This is a genomic window from Mucilaginibacter sp. P5_A6, from assembly GCF_056400585.1.
Genome location: NZ_JBFUKZ010000020.1, coordinates 100509 through 122330 on the forward strand (window position 1 = coordinate 100509; position 21822 = coordinate 122330).

21 protein-coding genes are annotated in these 21822 nt (G+C 41.0%); 11 read left to right on the plus strand and 10 right to left on the minus strand.

Annotation, left to right across the window (positions count from 1 at the left end):
- The first annotated feature begins 11 nt into the window (after positions 1 to 11).
- The 4 genes from AC1DO4_RS19780 to AC1DO4_RS19795 all read left to right on the plus strand — a co-directional run bounded on the left by AC1DO4_RS19780 (position 12) and on the right by AC1DO4_RS19795 (position 3327).
- On the plus strand, positions 12 to 1289 hold the full coding sequence (locus AC1DO4_RS19780; protein WP_477418947.1) for an adenylosuccinate synthase: 1278 nt from the start codon (positions 12 to 14) through the stop codon (positions 1287 to 1289).
- Positions 1290 to 1391: 102 nt separating this feature from the next.
- Positions 1392 to 2654, plus strand: coding sequence for an anthranilate synthase component I family protein (locus tag AC1DO4_RS19785; protein WP_477418949.1), 1263 nt, complete (start codon positions 1392 to 1394; stop codon positions 2652 to 2654).
- A gap of 77 nt (positions 2655 to 2731) precedes the next feature.
- Positions 2732 to 2968 carry a hypothetical protein gene (locus AC1DO4_RS19790; RefSeq protein WP_477418951.1) on the plus strand — a complete coding sequence of 79 codons (237 nt, stop codon included), beginning with the start codon at positions 2732 to 2734 and terminating at the stop codon, positions 2966 to 2968.
- The gene (locus tag AC1DO4_RS19795; RefSeq protein ID WP_477418953.1) at positions 2950 to 3327 is read left to right on the plus strand and encodes a type II toxin-antitoxin system VapC family toxin; all 378 of its coding nucleotides are present in this window, start codon (positions 2950 to 2952) and stop codon (positions 3325 to 3327) included. Before AC1DO4_RS19790 ends, AC1DO4_RS19795 begins: the two co-directional genes overlap by 19 nt.
- A 13-nt stretch (positions 3328 to 3340) precedes the next feature.
- Here the strand turns inward: AC1DO4_RS19795 and AC1DO4_RS19800 are convergent, their stop codons facing one another.
- From AC1DO4_RS19800 to AC1DO4_RS19820, 5 genes are all read right to left on the minus strand, one after another.
- The gene (locus AC1DO4_RS19800; protein WP_477418955.1) at positions 3341 to 4072 is read right to left on the minus strand and encodes a YqjF family protein; all 732 of its coding nucleotides are present in this window, start codon (positions 4070 to 4072) and stop codon (positions 3341 to 3343) included.
- 77 nt (positions 4073 to 4149) lie between these two features.
- The gene (locus AC1DO4_RS19805) at positions 4150 to 4950 is read right to left on the minus strand and encodes a M48 family metallopeptidase (RefSeq protein ID WP_477418957.1); all 801 of its coding nucleotides are present in this window, start codon (positions 4948 to 4950) and stop codon (positions 4150 to 4152) included.
- Positions 4951 to 4955: 5 nt separating this feature from the next.
- Positions 4956 to 5603 carry a glycerol-3-phosphate 1-O-acyltransferase PlsY gene (gene plsY / locus AC1DO4_RS19810; RefSeq protein WP_477418959.1) on the minus strand — a complete coding sequence of 216 codons (648 nt, stop codon included), beginning with the start codon at positions 5601 to 5603 and terminating at the stop codon, positions 4956 to 4958.
- A 128-nt stretch (positions 5604 to 5731) separates the two neighbouring features.
- Entirely contained in the window at positions 5732 to 6577 is an 846-nt protein-coding gene (nadC, locus tag AC1DO4_RS19815; protein ID WP_477418961.1) for a carboxylating nicotinate-nucleotide diphosphorylase, read from the minus strand.
- Positions 6578 to 6877: 300 nt separating this feature from the next.
- Positions 6878 to 7276, minus strand: coding sequence for a DUF4783 domain-containing protein (locus AC1DO4_RS19820; protein WP_477418963.1), 399 nt, complete (start codon positions 7274 to 7276; stop codon positions 6878 to 6880).
- Positions 7277 to 7469: 193 nt separating this feature from the next.
- On the opposite strand from AC1DO4_RS19820, the gene gpmI reads away from it, so the two are divergent.
- Both gpmI and AC1DO4_RS19830 read left to right on the plus strand, forming a co-directional pair.
- Positions 7470 to 8993 (plus strand): 2,3-bisphosphoglycerate-independent phosphoglycerate mutase, encoded by a 1524-nt coding sequence (gene gpmI, locus AC1DO4_RS19825; RefSeq protein ID WP_477418965.1) that lies wholly within the window; start codon positions 7470 to 7472, stop codon positions 8991 to 8993.
- Positions 8994 to 9033: 40 nt separating this feature from the next.
- On the plus strand, positions 9034 to 9540 hold the full coding sequence (locus AC1DO4_RS19830; protein WP_477418967.1) for a hypothetical protein: 507 nt from the start codon (positions 9034 to 9036) through the stop codon (positions 9538 to 9540).
- Between the two features lie 37 nt (positions 9541 to 9577).
- On the opposite strand, the gene AC1DO4_RS19835 is transcribed toward AC1DO4_RS19830, so the two are convergent.
- Complete coding sequence (locus AC1DO4_RS19835; protein ID WP_477418969.1) at positions 9578 to 10219, minus strand: tetratricopeptide repeat protein; 642 nt, start codon at positions 10217 to 10219, stop codon at positions 9578 to 9580.
- Between the two features lie 366 nt (positions 10220 to 10585).
- Between AC1DO4_RS19835 and lon the strand changes: the two genes are divergently transcribed.
- The 3 genes from lon to AC1DO4_RS19850 all read left to right on the plus strand — a co-directional run bounded on the left by lon (position 10586) and on the right by AC1DO4_RS19850 (position 15028).
- Complete coding sequence (gene lon / locus AC1DO4_RS19840) at positions 10586 to 13063, plus strand: endopeptidase La (protein ID WP_477418971.1); 2478 nt, start codon at positions 10586 to 10588, stop codon at positions 13061 to 13063.
- A 273-nt stretch (positions 13064 to 13336) separates the two neighbouring features.
- The gene (locus tag AC1DO4_RS19845; protein WP_477418973.1) at positions 13337 to 13939 is read left to right on the plus strand and encodes a hypothetical protein; all 603 of its coding nucleotides are present in this window, start codon (positions 13337 to 13339) and stop codon (positions 13937 to 13939) included.
- A 135-nt stretch (positions 13940 to 14074) separates the two neighbouring features.
- Complete coding sequence (locus AC1DO4_RS19850) at positions 14075 to 15028, plus strand: lipid A deacylase LpxR family protein (RefSeq protein WP_477418975.1); 954 nt, start codon at positions 14075 to 14077, stop codon at positions 15026 to 15028.
- Between the two features lie 175 nt (positions 15029 to 15203).
- Here AC1DO4_RS19850 and arfB read toward each other — a convergent pair whose 3' ends face one another.
- Positions 15204 to 15614, minus strand: coding sequence for an alternative ribosome rescue aminoacyl-tRNA hydrolase ArfB (arfB, locus tag AC1DO4_RS19855; protein ID WP_477418977.1), 411 nt, complete (start codon positions 15612 to 15614; stop codon positions 15204 to 15206).
- 131 nt (positions 15615 to 15745) lie between these two features.
- Here arfB and cmk point away from each other — a divergent pair, with 131 nt between their 5' ends.
- Entirely contained in the window at positions 15746 to 16423 is a 678-nt protein-coding gene (gene cmk, locus AC1DO4_RS19860; protein ID WP_477418979.1) for a (d)CMP kinase, read from the plus strand.
- Between the two features lie 79 nt (positions 16424 to 16502).
- Here the strand turns inward: cmk and AC1DO4_RS19865 are convergent, their stop codons facing one another.
- The gene (locus AC1DO4_RS19865) at positions 16503 to 16952 is read right to left on the minus strand and encodes a deoxycytidylate deaminase (RefSeq protein WP_477408091.1); all 450 of its coding nucleotides are present in this window, start codon (positions 16950 to 16952) and stop codon (positions 16503 to 16505) included.
- Between the two features lie 93 nt (positions 16953 to 17045).
- Positions 17046 to 18719 (minus strand): MFS transporter, encoded by a 1674-nt coding sequence (locus AC1DO4_RS19870; protein ID WP_477418981.1) that lies wholly within the window; start codon positions 18717 to 18719, stop codon positions 17046 to 17048.
- 168 nt (positions 18720 to 18887) lie between these two features.
- On the opposite strand from AC1DO4_RS19870, the gene AC1DO4_RS19875 reads away from it, so the two are divergent.
- Positions 18888 to 19544 (plus strand): LysE family translocator, encoded by a 657-nt coding sequence (locus AC1DO4_RS19875; RefSeq protein WP_477418984.1) that lies wholly within the window; start codon positions 18888 to 18890, stop codon positions 19542 to 19544.
- A 170-nt stretch (positions 19545 to 19714) separates the two neighbouring features.
- Here the strand turns inward: AC1DO4_RS19875 and AC1DO4_RS19880 are convergent, their stop codons facing one another.
- Positions 19715 to 21622, minus strand: a complete 1908-nt coding sequence (locus tag AC1DO4_RS19880; protein WP_477418986.1) for an amidophosphoribosyltransferase — start codon at positions 21620 to 21622, stop codon at positions 19715 to 19717.
- Between the last annotated feature and the right edge of the window lie 200 nt (positions 21623 to 21822).

A 21822-nucleotide genomic window follows, 5' to 3' on the forward strand; every position in this document is an offset into this window, starting at 1 on the left:
CAATAACATAAATGGCTGTTGACGTATTATTAGGCCTCCAATGGGGCGATGAAGGTAAAGGAAAAATTGTTGATGTACTTAGCGCAGGTTATGACCTGATTGCACGTTTCCAGGGCGGCCCTAATGCCGGGCACACTTTGGAGTTCGACGGTAAAAAATTCGTTTTGAATACCATTCCTTCAGGTATATTTTTTGAGAATACCATGAACCTTATTGGTAATGGTGTAGTGATTGATCCTATCACCCTAAAAAAGGAAATAGATAAGCTGAAAGATGCAGGACATGATCTTTTAGCTAAAAAGAACCTGCTGATAGCAAAAAAGGCACATTTGATCCTGCCTACTCACCAACTACTGGATGCTGCATCTGAAAAGAAAATGGGCGAAGGTAAAATTGGTTCAACCTTAAAAGGTATCGGTCCAACTTATATGGATAAAACCGGCAGGAATGGTTTGCGTATCGGCGATATAACCCTTCCTGATTTTAAAGAGAGGTACCAGAAGCTTGTTGATAAACATACAGCTATGCTACAGGCTATGTATGGCGAGGTTGCAGATTTTTCTGAACGTGAGCAAGCGTTTTTTGAAGCTATTGAATTTATTAAAAAATTCCCGCTGGTTGATTCAGAACACCTGGTGAACGATTATATTAAAAAAGGTAAAAAGGTTTTGGCCGAGGGCGCACAGGGAGCCATGCTGGATATCGATTTTGGATCGTACCCGTTTGTAACTTCATCAAACACAACAGCAGCCGGCGCCTGTACAGGTTTAGGGATAGCACCACAGCAAATTGGTGATGTAATAGGCATCTTTAAAGCTTATTGTACCCGCGTTGGTGGCGGCCCCTTCCCTACCGAGCTGGAGGATGAAACAGGCGAAGAACTACGCCGTATCGGCCATGAATTTGGCGCTACTACAGGCAGGCCGCGCCGTACAGGCTGGATTGATCTGCCTGCATTAAAGTACGCTATTATGCTTAACGGTGTTACCCAACTGGTAATGACCAAGGCCGATGTATTAAGTGGTTTCGATAAGATCTACGCTTGTACGCATTATAACTATTTAGGCGAAAAAATAGACTACATGCCTTACGATATCTGCTCGGTGAGTCCTGAGCCAATTTTGAAAGAGATTGATGGCTGGAACGAGGATTTGACCGGTATCACCGAATTAAATGAAATTCCTGCGAAACTGCAATTATACATTGATTACCTGGAAGCAGAACTGGGCGTTCCGATAAAATACCTTTCAGTGGGACCAGACAGGGTACAGACTTTGGTATTGCACTAATATGTAACTTCCCGAAGTTTGTGTCCTCACAAACTTCAAAACAAATATTATTAAAGGTCGGTATAACCGGCCTTTTTTCATTTACTTGGTTATTTTTGCAGGGTGATAGTACAGGTAGATGATCTGCAAAATTTCAAGCGTAAAGCCCTGCACTGGGCATCATCATTCAATTCGGTGTGTTACCTCGATTCGAATGGTTTTGATGATCCTTACAGCAAATTTGATACCCTGATAGCCATTGGAGCCAAGGCAGATGTAACAGCCAATACCGGCAATGCATTTGAAGAGTTACAATCCTTCCGTGAAAGTAACCCGGAATGGCTTTGTGGCTTTTTGGGTTATGATCTGAAGAATGAGATTGAAAACCTAACATCCCAAAATCCGGATAGACTGCAATTTCCAGACCTGTACTTTTTTGCCCCCGAACATCTTATTGTAATTAAAGGGAATGAGGCAGAGATCATCAGCGACGAACCGCAACAGATTTTAAGAACAATAAATCAGCAGGAATTAACAGGTGCTGCAATCCAGCCACCTATAAGTTTACAAAGCAGGTTTAGCAAACAAGAATATGTTGATGCCGTAACAGGTATCCAGGAACATATTACCCGGGGCGATATTTATGTGACCAATTTTTGCCAGGAGTTTTATGCCGAGGATGTGAACATCAATCCACTGACTATATTTTTGCAATTAAACAACATCTCCCCTAACCCATTCTCTACCTTCTTTAAATGGAAGGACAATTACATATTAGGGGCCTCCCCCGAACGTTTTTTGGCTAAGCGTGGCAGTAAATTGATATCGCAGCCTATTAAAGGGACAGTTAAAAGAGAAACGGAGCTACAGGCCGATGAGCTGGCTAAACAGGAGCTACGCAATCACCCAAAAGAATTACAGGAAAACGTTATGATTGTAGACCTGGTACGCAACGATCTCACCAAATCAGCTAAACCAGGTACTGTAAAAACCGAAGACTTATTTGGCATTTATAGTTTCCGCCATGTGCATCAAATGATCTCGACCGTTGTATGCGAATTACAGGACGAATTATCGGCCATACAGGCCGTCAAAAACACTTTCCCCATGGGAAGCATGACTGGAGCACCCAAGATAAGTGCAATGCAACTGATGGAACAATACGAGCGCAGCAAGCGTGGCATTTACTCTGGTGCCGTAGGTTATTTTAGCGCCGACGATGATTTTGATTTTAATGTGGTAATAAGGTCGTTGCTGTATAATGCTGCTAACGGATACCTTTCTTTTCACGCCGGCAGCGCTATTACTTACCATGCCGATCCTGAGAAGGAGTATGAAGAATGTTTGTTGAAAGCAACGGCTGTTGTAGAGGTATTGGGAGGATAGATCCGTTCTAAAAAGCTTTGATTGTATATTAAGCGCATTTTCCGTATTTTTACTTTAGACTTTAGAATTTCAAAATCATGGCATTACAATATATTTCTGATAATTCTGGCAATCATACAGCAGTAGTTATTCCAATTGATGAATGGAATAACATTACTACCTTACACCAGGATCTGAAAAAACTGGAGAAAGATAGTAAACCAGTTCATAATCGTAAACCTTCTGATTTTATAGGTGTTTTATCCAAAGAAACAGCCCTGAAGATGTTAAAGGATATTGAGCAAAGCCGTGAAGAATGGGAAAGAAATTCTTAATCGACACAAATATTTTATTGGAATACCTCGGCAATCAACTTGCTACTGATGCCAAAAATTATGTAAACAAAATCATTGCAAATGATTTCAACATATCTGTAATAAACCGGATTGAAATATTAGGCCATCCCTCGGCAACCAATCAGCTATTAGATTTTTTAAATCTGGCTAATCAATATGAACTTACGCAAGAAATAGTAAATCAAACAATTGAGCTCCGCAAGATTAATAAAATAAAATTGCCCGATGCCGTTATTGCTGCTACTGCTTTAGTTTATCAACTCACCATCATAAGCAGAAACACCAAAGACTTTGATAGAATTAATGGCTTGAAAGTGATTGATCCACATAAGCTATAGGTTTTGAGAAAGATTACTTATTTACCACAATCTTATCTCCCATCCTCACCTTGATATCTGATCCTACGGCAAAAAAAGCAGAAACAGGTTCTTTCTCTAAGTATGGTTTAAACGCTTCACCATAAAGCCCGGTTATATCGGCGTCAAAAACATAATCTTTTACCTTTCCGGTTTGCCATGATATATGCTCCACCTGGTACTCCATGGTACTAATGGTTGTGAGCTTGTTGTACCCCCAATAATGCTCAAAAATAAACTCTTCGGCGCTGCCAGGTTTAATATCAAGCAATTCATTACTGGCAGTAGCACCCAGTTTGTTCCATTTACCATTAAACTTCCACTCGTATAAAAACTGCGTATGGTTATCTTCAGTTTGCGTTATAGAACTGCGCATCGGCATGGCGCTGTAATGTTCTTTGTATAAATTATTGGCTATAACTGCTATTATTGGCTTAGGCACAATTTCACTTACAAAAACAGCTCCGCGCTTCCATTCTGTCCCGTCAAAATACCTTACGTAAAAGCGCAGGTTTACTTCTTCGAAGTTTACATGCCCGGGCCATTTAACGCCGAGTACCTCGGTATCCAGAAACATAAACCCAACCATACTTACCAGGGCCTTTCCCCGCCACAGATCAAATTCTGTTCCGGGCGGTAAATACGTATCCAATACTTTGGCATCAACTTCGTAATTAAGCATTACAAGGTTTTTCCACTGCGCTTTTAAAAACCGGGGTTTTGCCATGGGGCGAACGGTTGAATAGTCAACGAAAAATTAATTGCAAAATAGCAGAAACCACTCCCTATTCACCCCTCACTAATTTATTTTTTATAATACTTCATAGCCTCGGGTATAAGGTTTTGAATATTGGCAATACGGGTAGCATCGGCAGGGTGAGTACTTAAAAGCTCAGGAGGAGCCTCTCCTTTACTCTGTGCAGCCATGCGTTGCCAGAAAGCTATTGCAGCATGAGGATCATAACCGGCCATGGCCATAAAAGTTAACCCCAGGCGATCGGCTTCTGATTCCTGGTTACGTGAATACTTTAACAATACCAGTTGGCCGCCTACACCATAAAGTTGCCCTATAATGGCTTGTGTAGCACTCGATTTATTGTTTGTAGCAGCGCCAACTGCCGCACCGCCAAGCTGCGCGGCCTGTTGCTGTGAAATTCTTTCGGCGGCATGCCTGGCAATGGCGTGGCCAATTTCGTGCCCCATAACAACTGCCAGGTAGGCATCGGTATTGGCTACGGGTAACAGACCGCTGTAAACAGCTACCTTACCGCCGGGCATACACCAGGCATTAACCTCGTTGCTTTGTATCAGGTTAAATTCCCATTGAAAACTGTACTGGTCGCCATAACCATTGTCCTTTAAGTAACGCTCAATAGCCACGGCCAGGTTGTTACCAATTCGCTTAATACGTTGTGCATCGGTACCACTTGATACAACTTTGGTTTTAGGATCGGACAAGAGTTGTTTATAGCTGGCAGCGGCAGATTGATTTACTTCGGCATCGCCAACCAAACTTAATTGCCGGCGACCAGTTAATGGTACAGTTGAACAAGAGAACAGGGCAATGATCATAATCATTGCCAATGCAGGTTTAAAATTTTTCATGATGATCAGGCAGCTTTTTTCTTTAAAAAATTCACTTTCGATTCGGTCCCCTTTAGTAAGCGTTCGATATTTTTTTGATGGGTTACCAGTATTAGCATGCATATACACATGCCATAAATTACAACCGACCGAATGGATGTAGGGAAAATAAATGACACCCCTATCGGGTATGTAAACGCTGCTGCAATTGAGCTAAGCGATACATACTTTGTAATTAAAAGCACCACCACAAATACCAGCACACATAATAAAGCGGCATGCAAATGAATAGCTAAAATCATTCCAAAAAGCGTGGCAACGCCCTTACCGCCCCTGAAACCGGCAAATACCGGAAACAAATGCCCCATAACAGCAGCTACCCCTAAGGCCAATGCATAGTTCATATATGATGACGAATTGTAGGCTCCTGTGGTAGAAACACCTATAAAGAAGGCAAGGTTGGTAGCTGTCCACCCTTTTAAAATATCAAGAAGCATTACGGGGATACCTGCTTGTTTACCCAGTACCCTGAAAGTGTTTGTAGCCCCGGCATTACCACTGCCATATTCCCTTACGTCGATATCGTAAAATGCCAGCCCTATCCAAACAGCAGTTGGTATGGACCCGCAGAGATAGGCCAGAATGAGCGCCGAAACGGAGTATACGTTGATCATTTCCCTGCAATATTACAAAATTGATGTCGTACTAAAGCTTTAATCATAATTTGAACGCCACGCGTTAACTCCAAATTTTAATAACTAAACCTTAAGTTAAACCCTAAAAACAAGGTTACAGAATAAATTTACTTTACAGCCTTTAAACTAAGATCAAGGCTTTTTACCGAATGCGTTAGCGCACCAACAGATATATAATCAACCCCACAATCAGCATACTCTCGTATATTATCAATAGTGATACCGCCGGATGCCTCGGTTATAAACCGTCCGTTAACGATATTAACCGCCTGCCTCAGTTCGGCAAAGTTAAAGTTGTCTAACAAGATACGATTTATGTTGCCTGTTTGCAAAACCTGTTCTAATTCTTCCAGGTTTCGTACCTCAATTTCAATGGCCAGTTTTTTATTGTTATCTATAAGATATTGATTAGCACTTTCAATGGCCTGCCTTATGCCGCCGGCATAATCAACATGATTATCCTTTATCAATATCATATCATATAAGCCAAAACGATGATTAGTGCCTCCGCCTATTTTTACCGCCCATTTTTCGAGGTATCTTAAACCCGGGGTTGTTTTACGGGTATCTAAAACTTTTGCATTGGTGTCTTTCAGCAGATCAACAATTTCACGGGTTTTTGTAGCAATTCCCGACATTCGCTGCATACAATTCAATACCAGGCGCTCGGCCTTTAAAATGCTTTGCACATCTCCCTCAACCTCAAAAGCTACATCTTTATGCTTTACCGTGGCGCCATCCTGCAAAAACACGGTGAGTTTAAGTCCGGCATCAATTACTTTAAAAATTTCAGCAGCGAGCTCAACACCCGCCAAAATACCTTCGTCCTTTACCAAAAGCTTTGCCTTACCCATGGTACCGGCAGGAATTGTTGATAGCGAAGTATGATCGCCATCGCCCACATCTTCCTTTAAAGCATTAATTATAAATTGATCTACAAGTTCCTTATCCAAGCCTGTTATTTTAAGCCCCAAAAGTAATGATTTTTTTGATGTGCAGATGGGGGGCAGATGTGCAGGTATGCAGATTTTTTTGGTTGAATATTTTTGGGTGAACCGGAATTTGTTGGATTAAAAGGCTGACGGGGATATCATCTGCACATTTGAAAACTGCATGCCTGCACATCTATCTTTTATCTTTTCATCTGCAAATCTGAAATTTGCAGATCTGCACATCTACCTTTTCATCTGCACATCTATCCTTTCATATGCAAATCTGAAATATGCACATCTGAAATCTGCATATCTGCACATCTACTTCACTTTCTCATCCTCAATCCTAAATTCAATAATGCTCATGGTACCGCCCTCCTCTTTAAGGGTAAAGGCTATACGGTATTCCTGCTTATCGGCGGTGGTTAAAATATAAACTCCAAGATGAAAGCTGGCCCTTGAATTTATTTTGTGCAGTAATTTGATACTTTGAGGTTTATTTTTGGCGAAAAACCTATCGAGTAATTGCACAGCCTGCCCTCTTGAATATGTATTCTCATCATCCATGATGTTCATATCAACGCTGGCTGCAAATAATTTGGCCAATTCTTTTGTATTACCCTGCTTTACAAGGTTAGCTACATTATCCAGCGGATCGGCCAAAACCATATTCGGGATTAAAAGCAAAAACATTAACGATGATATGTAAAATAACTTCATACAATAGATACGTTATAAAACAACTTTATGTTACATTTTGCAAAAACAGGCGGGTCAAATACCTTATTAGGCGATGTTAACATATAAACTGTTTTTACTTTAAATTATTACCTTAATAATCACCCCCGTATAAGTATAAATCTAAATTCAAAATTTATACCCATAAGTTGAACGTTGCATTTATATTTGCAATGTGGAAAATAAAAAAAAACTCGCATTAATTATCCTCGATGGCTGGGGTTATGGCCGTAATGATCAATCGAACGCTATTTTGGCTGCCAACACTCCATTTGTTGATTCAATGCTGCAAAAATACCCAAATTCTAAACTGGAAGCATCCGGAACTGCTGTAGGTTTACCTGCCGGCCAAATGGGTAACTCAGAAGTCGGACACATGAATTTGGGGGCCGGCCGCGTGGTTTACCAGGAACTGGGCCGGATACATAAAGCTGTTGACGATAATGAACTGCCAACAATCCCGGTATTAAAAGATGCTTTTGAGTATGCAAAACAAAACAATAAAGATGTTCACTTTATTGGATTGGTATCAGACGGAGGTGTTCATTCGCACATCAGGCATGTAAAGGGCTTATGCGATGCAGCCAGGCAATTGGATGTAAATAATGTATTTATTCATGCTTTTTTAGATGGCCGTGATACCGACCCAAAATCCGGGTTAGGCTTCGTTACCGAATTGGAACGATATATAGAAGGCACATCTGCAAAAATAGCAACGGCCATTGGTCGTTATTACGCTATGGATCGTGATAACCGCTGGGAACGTGTTAAACTGGCTTATGACCTTATGGTTAAAGGCGAAGGTGAAGCCACTCAGCATATTACCGACCTGATCAAAAAATCATACGAAGCCGATGTTACCGACGAATTTATTAAGCCTATTGTAAGGGTAAATGCCGATGGCAAGCCGTTGGCTGTTATAAAAGACGGCGATGTAGTTATCTGTTTTAATTTCCGTACTGATAGAGGACGCGAGATTAGCGTTGCATTAACACAAAAATCTTTTCCTGAATATAACCTGCACCCTTTAAATGTACGTTACATCACAATGGTGCCATATGATGAAACATTTAAAAATGTACAGGTAGTTTTCAACAAAGAAGATTTGACGAAAACATTGGGCGAGATACTGCAAAATGCGGGCAAAACTCAAATTCGTATTGCTGAAACCGAAAAGTATCCGCACGTTACCTTCTTTTTTTCGGGCGGACGTGAGCGCGAATTTGTTAACGAAAAGCGCCTGTTAGTACCGTCGCCAAAGGTTGCTACTTATGATTTGCAGCCCGAAATGAGCGCGGCTGGAATCCGTGATGCTATCATCCCCGAATTGGAAAGCGGCTGGCCTGATTTTGTTTGCTTAAACTTTGCCAATACAGATATGGTTGGTCATACAGGTGTTTTCAGCGCGGTTGTAAAAGCCGCCGAAACCGCCGATAGCTGTACAAAAGCCGTTGTTGAGGCTGGCTTGGCAAATGGTTATTCTTTTATCATTATAGCCGACCATGGTAATGCCGATTATATGATCAATGAAGATGGCACGCCAAACACAGCACACACTACTAATTTGGTGCCCTGCATTGTGATAGATAAGGATGTTGCCCATGTAAAAGATGGCAAACTGGGCGATATTGCGCCAACCATTTTAAAAATACTGGGTGTAGTAATCCCTGCCGAAATGACCGGTAATGTATTGGTGTAAGCTAAAATCAATATACTTAGCTGCCCTCTTAGGCAGTACAATGCTATTATCCGGCTTGCAATCATGCAGGCCGGATAACACGCAATCAAACGGTAGCTTAAAGTATTTTGATGTAGCCGGGTATTTTAAAGCAGATACAGCGAGGCTCAGAAAGCTTAATCCTAAGGTTGATAAAACAGTAACACATAACGGTGTAACCGAAAATAAAACTGTACACATTCCAAATTGGGGCCAGGAACTTAACCTGTTCATCCAATCGGACATTAACCGGCCGGCCTGGAAAAACAGCTATAACATTTTAAATACTGATTCCCTGATCATTTACAGGGCAAAAACCCCCGATCTTAGAACAACCGAGATCATGATCAAAAAAAATAAAGATAAAGTGAAATGGGTAGTGATATTTAATCATACCAAAAACCTGCTTTACGAAACCAATGAAAAACTAAGCTATTTCCCCGATTCGGTTTACCAGATAGAAAAATCGCAGCGTGTTAAATTGATGGGGAAAAACCATTATAAGATAAAGGGATTTTTAAAAAAGTAGAATTACTCCTAAATTATTAATACTTTTTCCGAAAATCTTAATGTCTCGCTACAACTGCAGAAATAGCCTGGCCAAGTTTTTCCTTTGATTGATCTATCAGCACAGCAATATCGTTTCTCCCAGGGTTGTTATTCAATATTTTTTCAAGATCGGCAATAGATGCCTTCAGGGAATTAATGCCGCGGCTTCTGTCGTAAAAATGCGAGTTGGTTTGCAGTTTAAACAAACCATAATCGCGGTAAGCTATGCCCCTGTTTTGGTAGTATTTACTGTCGCTTGGGTCGCTATTGATAGATATGGCTTTCGTAAGGTCTACTATCGCTCCTAATAAATACAATTCCTTATCGGCGTCTTTTGTCTGGTTATCCTTACCCAAATAGCTTTTTGCCCTGGCTCTATAATAATAAGCGGTTGCATCAGCTGGTTTTATAGCAATTACGCGGGTATATGCAGTAATTGATTTTTTGTAGTTATCACTGTGATAGTATGAATAACCAAGCATCCACAAAGCATTGGCGTTAGTAGAATCGGTAATGCAGGCTTTTTCAAGGTGTGCTACTGCCGATCTGAAATCGCCATCCATCACGGCCTGTTGCCCCATTTTTACATAGGCATTTTGGGCCAATGTGGTTTCAATGGACGACAACAGCAGGAAGGGTAATATAACTGAAAGCCTCATCAACGGATCAATGGTAAACAGGATTGTATATCATTAACTAACTTTACTTCAAAATATTATGCCAAAATCTTCAATTGTTAAAAAAGATTTGCCGGCTTAAACATTGAGGAAGCGATACTATGACTTTTTTTCATCTTTAACAACAAAACCCAGGTTATTTAATAAATAGCTGATAAATTTACAATCAACACAAGATCAAAACATTACGAGCCCAAATTGATTGTTATTAATTAATACCATAACTTGGCACAGCTCTTGAAACATAGTGTTGCACAGGTTTTAACTATCATTTACCTGTATTTTACAAGCCCTAAAGTTTTATGGGCTGACAACATGACGTTATTTTCTACACAAAAAATATAATTAATGAGTTTTGACCCTTTTGATTTTAAAAACGCGTTACCGGTTATAAACGAAGATTCCGAGTTTTTCCCCCTTATGTCCACTGAGGATGAGGAGGAAATGAACAACGAACAGCTGCCCGATGTACTGGCGATACTGCCTTTGCGCAATACTGTGCTATTTCCCGGCGTAGTTATCCCGATAACAGTTGGCAGGGATAAATCAATTAAACTGATACGGGACGCCAATAAGGGCAACCGCATGATTGGGGTAGTTGCGCAACAGGATGTGGGGATTGAAGACCCCAATTTTAGCCAATTGAATAAAGTGGGTACCATTGCGCTCATCATTAAAATGCTGCAAATGCCCGATGGTAACACTACCGTTATACTACAAGGCAAAAAGCGTTTTGTATTAAAGGATGAAGTGCAATCCGACCCTTATATAAAAGCGACCGTTGAGCCTTTTAAAGAAACCAAACTAAAAGAGGATAAAGAATTTAAGGCTATGGTATCGTCCATAAAGGATATGGCCATGAATATTATCCAGCTATCGCCAAATATACCAAGTGAGGCAGGTATAGCTATCCGTAACATTGAAAGCACTTCGTTTTTGGTCAATTTTATATCATCAAATATGAATGCCGATATGGCGGCCAAACAGCGTTTACTGGAGGTTGCCAGCCTGCGCGAAAGAATAAACCTGTTATTGGAGCACTTAACGCTTGATTTGCAAATGCTGGAGCTTAAAAACCAGATCCAAAGCAAGGTACGTGTTGACCTGGATAAGCAGCAAAGAGATTATTTTTTAAATCAACAGCTAAAAACCATACAGGAAGAGTTGGGTGGCAACTCCCCCGATTTGGAAATTGACAGCCTGCGCCAGCGTGCAATTAAAAAGAAATGGGCAAAAGAGGTTAAAGATCATTTTTCAAAAGAACTTGAAAAACTGGCGCGTACCAACCCTGCCGCGGCAGATTATTCGGTGCAAATAAATTATCTTGAGTTATTACTTGAATTGCCATGGAACGAATTCACAAAAGATAACTTCGACCTTAAACGGGCTCAAAAAGTTTTAGATAAAGATCATTTTGGTTTAGATAAGGTTAAACAACGTATTATTGAATACCTGGCTGTGCTTAAATTAAAGCATAATATGAAAGCCCCTATCCTTTGCCTGGTAGGCCCTCCGGGAGTAGGTAAAACTTCGTTGGGTAAATCTATCGCAAAAGCATTAGGACGCAAATACGTACGTATGGCCCTGGGAGGCATCCGCGATGAGGCCGAGATAAGAGGTCACCGTAAAACTTATATTGGCGCAATGCCGGGCCGTATCATACAATCAGTTAAAAAAGCCGGAGCCGCCAACCCTGTGTTTATTTTAGATGAGATAGATAAAGTGGGTAATGATTTTCGTGGAGATCCGTCATCAGCTTTATTAGAAGTACTTGATCCTGAACAAAACAGCACATTTTATGATCATTATGTCGAGATGGATTTCGACCTATCCAACGTGATGTTTATCGCCACCGCAAACTCACTGAGCAGCATCCAGCCTGCTTTGTTAGACAGGATGGAAATCATCGAGGTGAACGGATATACGATTGAAGAAAAGATAGAAATAGCAAAGCAACACCTGGTACCAAAACAACGTGAGGCACACGGCTTAAAGCTGAAAGATGTGACCCTTAAAAACGACATTTTGGAGAAGATCATCGTTGATTATACCCGCGAATCGGGTGTGCGTGCTTTGGAAAAGAAAATTGGTTCTGTTGTACGCGGCCTCGCAAAAAATATCGCATTAGAAGAACCCTACAACCCGGTGATAAATAAAAAAGAAGTAGAGAAAATACTGGGGGCGCCTATTTTCGACAAAGATCTGTACGAGGGCAATGATGTAGCAGGTGTTGTAACTGGCCTGGCCTGGACATCAGTTGGCGGCGACATCTTGTTCATCGAGGCAAGTTTAAGCCCTGGTAAAGGCCGCTTAACACTTACAGGAAGCCTTGGCGATGTAATGAAAGAATCTGTTACCATTGCGCTGGCATATTTAAGGGCTCATGCAGGCTACTTTAGCATCAACCCCAAACTGTTTGATCTATGGGATGTACACGTTCACGTACCAGCCGGCGCTACCCCTAAGGATGGCCCATCGGCAGGTATCACCATGCTTACAGCATTGGTTTCGGCGTTTACCCAGCGCAAAGTAAAACCCAACCTGGCCATGACCGGCGAAATTACACTACGCGGCAGGGTTTTAGCTGTAGGTGGCATTAAGGAAAAAATATTGGCGGCCAAACGTGCCAATATTAAGGAGGTAATCCTTTGTAAATCCAATCAGAAAGATATCCTCGAGATCAAAGAAGATTATATAACAGATCTTAACTTCCATTATGTAACCGATATGCGTGATGTTATTAAACTCGCCTTGTTGGATGAAGTGGTAAGCGAACCTCTTGATCTTACTATCAAAGAAGAGGAAACGAAAGCAGTTTTAAATTAAATAACAAAGGCACTAATCAGGGGCCTTTGTTATTTGCATAAAATATCAATCGGCCCTGACCTACCGTTCCCGGCAGGTATTTGGGGTGGCGTTCTACGGAGGTGTCAGAGGTATTGGGAGGGCGTTCCGAAGGGCTCGAAATGGGGTTGGCAGGATACACAAAAGAAAGCCTTTATAGTGCATCCAAAAGTGAGAAAACAGTCCTTTGAAACCTTTTGCGACCCATCAGCGTAATACAAGGTGAATTGTATATTAATTCAATACACCTAAAGAATGAAGAAAACTTTTACGCTAACTATCACTTTCTTATCTCTACTCCTATTATCGGGTTTTAACTCCTCAGCACAGATTGTGGAACCTAACATGCAGGACACAGTAAAAAAGGCACATCGCCCAGCTACAAATACCGCTACAGTTGATTCTGCCAGGGCGGATTCATCTGCCGAACAAAATGGCGAAAAAACTCAAAGTGTTTATTTTGAGGTAGGCGGTCCGGGCCTTGCGCTCACCGTTAATTATGATGCACGTTTTGGGCACAAACGCAATGGTTTTGGCTACCGGGTTGGGGCAGGCTATTTCGCATCGGGGGGTAATAGTGTATTTACTATTCCAATACAAGTAAACTACCTGGCAGGCAATGGCAGCAGCTTGCTGGAACTTGGTGGGGGCACCACCTTCTTAAACTCTTACGGAGACAACAAAGGCAAAACTTTTATTTTTGACAGGGTTACCGGCTTTATTGGCACTGCCACAATAGGTTACCGATACCAGCCCACAGCCGGAGGCATTAACTTAAGAATAGGCTTTGTGCCGATATTTTATGATGAAGGCATTATTGCTGCAGGCGGTATAAGCGTAGGCTACACTTTTAAATAATTCATACAAACCTTATCCTATAAAAGGGTTCCGGGCGGATAAACGCACCCGGAAACCCTTTAATTTTATATGGTTGATGACAGCGATTCATAATTCAATTTTTTTATATTAGTCGCTGATATATTTTATACCTAAATGTTAAATAAGCTATTTATAACGCTGGTATGCCTGTTGGGCAGTATTGGTTTATTTGCCCAAACACGCGGCCACGAATTTGGGATCCAATCAGACAACGACTCGTATTTGGGACAAGGATCTGACAGGTATTACACAAATGGAATTTTTTTTTACTACCGTAAGGCTTTAAAAACAGGTGAAGGAAACAATCTCCGAAATAAAGTTTTAGGGATAGAACTGGGACAAAAAATGTTCAACCCGCAATCGGGTTATGTACGTGACGCTGCTGACGTTGACAGGCCCTTTGCCGCGTATACTTATTTAGGCACAACCCTTAATTTGTTGTATAAAAACGAAAGTACCCTTAAGTTGGGCGCACAGCTTGGCTTAGTTGGYCCCGCAGCGGGTGGCGAACCCGTTCAAAAGCTTATCCACGATACGTTTGGTTTTTACACCTTAAACGGCTGGCAATACCAGGTAAAAAATGATGTTGAACTAAATCTATCTGCCGAATATAACAGGCTTCTGACCCGCGCATCATGGGTTGATTTAAGCCTTACCAGCTATGCCAATTTAGGAACAGGCTTTACAGGTGTTGGGGCCGGACCATTAATACGCATAGGTAACTTCAACCAGCTATTTAATTCGGTGAGTACTCAAAGCACAGTGTCGGCGGTTGAACAAACGGGTTTATTGCATAAGCATGAATTATTTTTTTACTATAAGCCTCAATTAAATGGGGTTGTTTATGATGCTACTATACAGGGGGGTTTGTTTAACAGCAAAGACCCAAATAGCCTGGAGATAACACAAACCAAAAAGCCTTTTGTATTTAGCCAACAATTGGGTGTGGCTTTTACAACCAGCCGTTTTACATTTGATGTGGCAGCTATTTTTCACACCCGCGAGGTTAAAACAATGCTTCGCTCCCATCAGTGGGGAGCTATAACGGGCGCTTACAGGTTTAAATGATAGATTTCAAACGCGCAGATGATTTTTAAACGGGGAATTCAGATTAACAGAATCTATGTATGCCTCTAAAATTAAAATTCCGCAGGCTTGGTAAATCTGCTTCGTTTCTGTTCAACCAATAATCTGCAGATCTGAAATTAGAAGTTTGCACATCTAAAAGCACATCTGCACATCATTAATCATCAAGATTGGTCCGCCGGTTTTCCTTTTTTGCAGATTGCTTCTTTTTGCTTTCTAAACGGGCGGCTTTAATTGCTTTACTGATTTTGGTAGGTTTTCGTACCTTTTGTACTTGTAAAGCTCTCCCTAAAAGCGTTATCAGCCTTTCAATTGCTTTTTCTTTATTGAGGTACTGGCTGCGCTCTTCGTCGCAAATTACCTGAACAAAACCTTCCTTGTTGAGGCGGTTATGCAACTTGCTGGCAAGTAATAATTTTTCATCATCAGTAAATAGTTCAGAACCCGCCACATCAAACAAAAGTTCCACCTTACTTGATACCTTATTTACATTTTGGCCTCCCTTTCCACCGCTTCTTGATGTTTTATAGGTTATAACTTTTTGCAGATCGGCTTTAGTCAGATTCATTTTCCAAAAGTAGTGTTTTTGGTGAATGCTTAGGTAGCGAATTGAATTATGCTTATGCGACTTAGTCAACCAATCACTTAATCAACTTAATCAACCAATCAACAACAATAATTTGTATTTTAGTAGCTCTTATGAACAACAATATAGTAGTAGCAATTGATGGTTATTCATCTTGCGGCAAAAGCACTTTGGCAAAAGCTTTAGCAAAAAAGCTCCATTTTATTTATGTGGATAGCGGCGCAATGTACCGTGCTGTGGCCCTATACTTTTTACGCAATAATATTGATCTGCAAAATCACGATCAAATTGCAGAAGCGTTAAAAAACATCCACCTTAACTTTCATTCACGCGATTACCAAACCCACATTACTCTTAATGATGAAGAAGTATCTGACGAGATCCGCCAGATGCATGTAGCCGACAAAGTAAGCACTATAGCAGCCATACACGAGGTACGTGTTGCAATGGTTAAACAGCAGCAGCGTTTGGGTAAATCAAAAAACATTGTTATGGATGGCCGGGACATCGGTACGGTTGTATTCCCAAATGCACAGGTAAAACTTTTTATGACCGCCGATCCTAAAATACGGGCAGAGAGACGTTATAAGGAACTACTTCCCCAAAACCCGAACATAACTTTAGAAGAGGTATTTGATAACCTTGCCCACAGGGATTACCAGGATACCACACGAAAGGAAAGCCCCCTGATACGGGCCGAAGATGCTGTTATTTTAGACAATACCGACCTTAGCCCTTCCGAGCAATTACTTTTTGCCCTAAGCCATATTGAGCCTTTTATGGCCGATTAAAGTCAAAATTAATTGAAACGGGATTTTGAGCCTGAATCAAAGGTTCCGTACAGATCTATCTTATTTTGCTAATTGGGGTTCAGGCCATCTTTACTGTATTTACTCCAAACCGGTTTAAAAAGTCGACCCCTTCATCACTGTCGAGGCCTTTGAATTCGGCGTATGACTTATCAAAATAAACTTGTGTTATACCTGCCGAAAAGATAAGCCTTGCACAAGCTATACATGGCGATAGTGTGGTATATAAAGTGGCGCCTTCAAGCCTGGCCCCATTTTTTACCGCGTATAGTATGGCATTTTCTTCTGCATGCAAGGCAAGTGAACAACTCCCCTTTGAATCACGTGCGCAACCCCTCTCCGGCCATTCTTCATCGCAGTTATGTGTACCTGCCGGCGGCCCGTTATAGCCTATAGATATAATACGGGTGTCCCGAGTTAAAACAGCCCCTACATGGGCTTTAACGCAGTGAGAGCGCTTAGCCAGGTCGGTTGCCAGGTTCATGAAAATTGAATTAAAACTTGGTTTCATAATATAATGTCATTAGGTCATTAAAAGTCATTGGGTCATTACTTCATTTTTTAAATGACTTAATGACCCAATAACCTAATGAGAAAAAAATATTTAGTGTCCTGCTGCCAGTTCAACGTGGTCAAGGTCGATACCCTGGCTGCGCAGTTCGCGGCTTACTTTCCATGCAAAATAGGCAAGATATGCAAAGCCCAACACCGGTACGATATAGGAGAAGTGAATACCACTCATACCAGCTATAACATTGTTACTGCCGTCGGCAACTTTACCCTGTAATGGAGGTATGATAGATCCACCAAGGATCATCATAATTAAGAAAGCTGAACCCTGGCTGGTATATTTTCCCAAACCGGTAATAGATAAAGAGAAAATTGACGGCCACATAATAGAGCAGCATAAGCCTCCACTGATAAAAGAAAATGTAGCAACTTTACCCGTGGTTGCAAGTCCTGTTAACATAAAGGCAACACCCAATAAGCCTAAAACAGCTAATGTGCGGGTAGGTTTTTGCTGCCCTATAAAGAATGCTACAATAAGGATACCAACGCATGCGGCATACCCGTAAAGGTTGCTCACATTTACACCAGTAGCAGCGTTTACCAGTAATACGATACCAAAGGCCACAAATGGCACAAGGATATACAATATATATTTAACGGTTTTTGAAAGATTAAATGCGCCTATTGCGCCTGCAAAACGGCCAATCATTAAACTACCCCAATACAAAGAAATGTATGGCGCAATATCTGATTCATTATAGGAACCAAATTCCGGAGTTTTTAATAAAGAGCCCATATTACTTTGAATAGTTACCTCAGTACCTACATAAGTAAATATGGCCAGCATACCTAAAATCAGCTGAGGGTACTGCATGGCCCCCCAGCCTTCCTTGCTTTTTTTGGCGGCAAATATGGTACCTATCAACGTAAGTACTATAATTGCCAGGGATGCATAAACAAAGTACTGACTTTTTACGATATCAACTATTTTGTTTGCATCCGAAGATAACAACTTGTTAAGATAAGCGCTCAACGGGTCTGCAGCCAGGATTAGCAGGAACGCCAAAAACATAATTAAAAGCGGGGTATTCGCTTTACTACTCGACTCTATTTTCTCGTCGCTGGTAACCTTTGGTAAATTAGAGAACCAGAAGAATATAGCAACTGCAATAAATAAACCAGCAAGCATGTAATAAAGGTTGTTTACTGATGATATCTGAACATCTTTTGCGTCTATTTTAGCTGAAGCCGAACCGAATAAAATAATCCCCACAACTACCGGCCCTAACAAACCACCGATATTATTGATGCTACCGGCAAAATTCAAACGATTTGAACCAGTCTCTGGCGGACCTAAAGCAACCACGAAAGGATTTGCCGCTGTTTGTTGAAGTGAAAAGCCTATAGCTATTATAAAAAATACTGTTAATATTAAACCAAATGAACCCGATGCTATTGCAGGGATCATACCAATAGCGCCAATTGCCGAAACTATTAGGCCTAATATGATACCATTTTTATAACCCATTTTATTCATGATATCAACCTTGCTGATAGACGAAGCAAAATACAGGATCAATGAACCTATGAAATAACCACCATAGAATGTAAAATCAATCAGCTGGGATTCAAATTGAGTTAGATGAAAATGTCCTTTACAAAAAGGTATAAATACGCCGTTTGAAGCGGCTAAAAAGCCCCAGAAGAAAAATACAGTGATTAGCGTATAAAGTGCCGAGCTGTAACTTTTAGCATTTTTTTGTTCCATTTTTAAATTAGGTTATACAGAGTTATTTTTTCAGTCAATAAACATAAATCAAATTTTGTAAAACTGGCTATATTATTTTTAATTAAATAAATCACAATTTTAAGTTTCGTTGTTTAAGAGATAAAATTGCATATTCGCAGTGTTCAAAAATGAACACTGCCTAAATTAATGATAGAAGCCATTATTTCGGGAATTGGGTTTGGATTAGTGTTGACGTTTATTACTGGCCCGGTCTTTTTTGCTCTTATAAAAACCAGCATTGAAAAAGGTTTTCATGCCGGTGTTGCCCTTGCCCTTGGTGTAGTATGCAGCGATGTGGTTTTTGTAGGCGGTATATTATTTGGTTCTCAATATGTCGACATATCTGAGCACACCAAAACTATAGCCGGGATAGTTGGAGCCATTATTCTTTTTACCGTAGGTGTGTATTATATGTTTAAAAAAGCCGAAATCAATTACGGCAACAAAGTACCATCTGGAATTGATAAAGCAGGCTACTTTTTCAAGGGATTCCTGATGTGTATCTTCAATCCCACTCTTTTAATCCACTGGACAGTTGTGATAGGTGCAGCCAGCACTACTTTCCACGTTGGTGCACCTCACCGTTCCGTCAATATAGCAATAATGTTTTTAACCATCCTTATTGTACAGTTTGGAATGGATACCATCAAGGCCTTTTATGCCAATAAACTTCGGGATAAAATTTCTGTTAAGCTGGTACACCGTCTTAACGAGTTAGCAGGTGTCGCTCTTATTATTGCATCATTGGTATTGATAGATAAACTGGTTACACACTTTGTATTTGCTGCTCCTGCGGCATCGTAACCCCCAGCCTGCTAAAGGGGAGCTCTTTGATCAACTATAACGAAAAAGTATTCTGCAATACCTACCGGTAATTTCTTTTTCTCACAACCACAGATGCAACTTATTGAACACAAAAAAGGCGACAAGTATAACTCATCGCCCTGATATTTTTCATTCCGGTTAAGGAGCCATTACATATAGGCTCTTTGATTCTTTCCTTCCATCCAGTTAACAAAGGCCCGGTTAACTACTTTATTACCACCCGGGGTTGGGTAATCACCACTGAAATACCAGTCGCCGGTATGATCGGGGCAGGCAATATGCAGGTTATCTAAAGTTTGATAAATCACTTCAACCTTACATTTTATTTCTTTAGGAGTGATGATCTGTGCTATGCGGTCTGATACCTGCTGATCGGTAAACAGTTCATATATCGCTTTTACATGGTTCTGCACCTTCTCTTTCGGCAGTTTAATACTATCCTTACATTTCTGGTAAACATCAAGAATAATATCTTCCCTGTCCATTTCTTTTAACAGACTGATGGCCGCTTCAAAAGCAACAAATTCACCCATCCGCGACATATCGATACCATAACAATCCGGGTACCGGATCTGTGGTGCCGATGATACAACAACAACCTTTGTAGGCCCAAGCCTGTCCAGGATCTTGAGGATGCTTTGTTTAAGTGTAGTACCACGTACAATGGAATCATCAAGTACAACCAGTGTATCAGTGCCTTTTTTAATCAAGCCATAAGTGGTATCATAAACGTGGGCAACCATCTCGCTGCGGTCGGCATCCTGGGTGATAAAGGTACGCAGTTTTACATCCTTAATGGCTATCTTCTCAACCCTTGGAGCCATCTGCAATACCTCTGTCAACTCCTCTTCACTTATCTTATCCTCCCTGTTGAGTAACCTATCGCGCTGGTATTTTTTAACGTACTTGTGAACCCCCTCAACCATGCCATAAAAGGCGACTTCGGCAGTATTGGGAATATATGAAAATACGGTGTTTTTAATATCATGATCAACCGCGTTCAATATCTGCGGGCATAGTAGCCTGCCTAATTGTTTACGCTCACGGTAAATGGCCGAATCRCTGCCGCGTGAAAAGTAGATCCGCTCAAATGAACAGGCTTTCTTTTCCTTTGGCTCGCTAAACATATCCTCGGTTATCTTACCATTCTTTTTAACAATAAGCGCATGACCGGGTCTTATCTCCCTGATTTCTTCAATAGGAACATTAAATGCTGTTTGAATAGCAGGGCGCTCAGAAGCGGCAACAACTATCTCATCATTGTAATAGTAAAACGCCGGCCTTATACCAACCGGGTCGCGCATTACAAAGGCATCACCATGACCCAATATCCCGGCAATGGTATAACCACCATCCCAGTTTTTGGCCGATTTGGTTAAAATTTTGGCTACATCCATATCGTTGGCTATCAGCTTACTAATCTCAACGTTATCGTTCAGTCCTTCGCGTTTATATTGATCAAACAAGCCCTGGTTTTCGGTATCAATAAAGTGGCCCATTTTTTCGAGCACTGTAATGGTATCCGCCTGCTCCTTGGGGTGCTGACCCAGGTCATACAATTGCTGCAATAACTCATCAACATTGGTCATGTTGAAGTTACCTGCAATAACCAAATTCCTGGTTTGCCAGTTGTTTTGCCTCAAAAACGGGTGACAGCTTTCAATACTGTTTTTACCATGGGTGCCATAACGCAGGTGCCCTAATAAAACTTCGCCGGTAAAGCTCACATGTTCTTTAAGCCAATCGGCATCAAGCATTTTTTCGGGGGTTTCTTTCTGAATATCCGCGAATTTCTTCTGAATATATTCAAAAATATCAGCGACAGCATTTGATGCCATTGAACGGTGACGACTGATGTACCGCTTGCCCGGAGCTATATCTAATTTAATGGTTGCAACACCCGCGCCATCCTGGCCCCGGTTATGTTGTTTCTCCATTAAAAGGTAAAGCTTGTTCAGGCCGTACAGCGCAGTTCCGTACTTTTTCTGATAATAAGACAGTGGCTTTAGTAAGCGGATAAACGCCACACCGCATTCATGTTTAATCTGATCGCTCATGATTTGGAATGAGGCTGCAAAGGTATCATTTTTAATGGATTCTTTGTAAAATCATTTGTCATTAAATAGTAGTTTAAACATGGGTTTGGTGTGCAGGTAAAAAAAATGTGCAGATATTGTCTGAACCGGAATTTACCGAATTAATGAATTAACAGAATGGCGCTTATAATTCTGCCCATTCCTAAATTCTTAAAATTCCG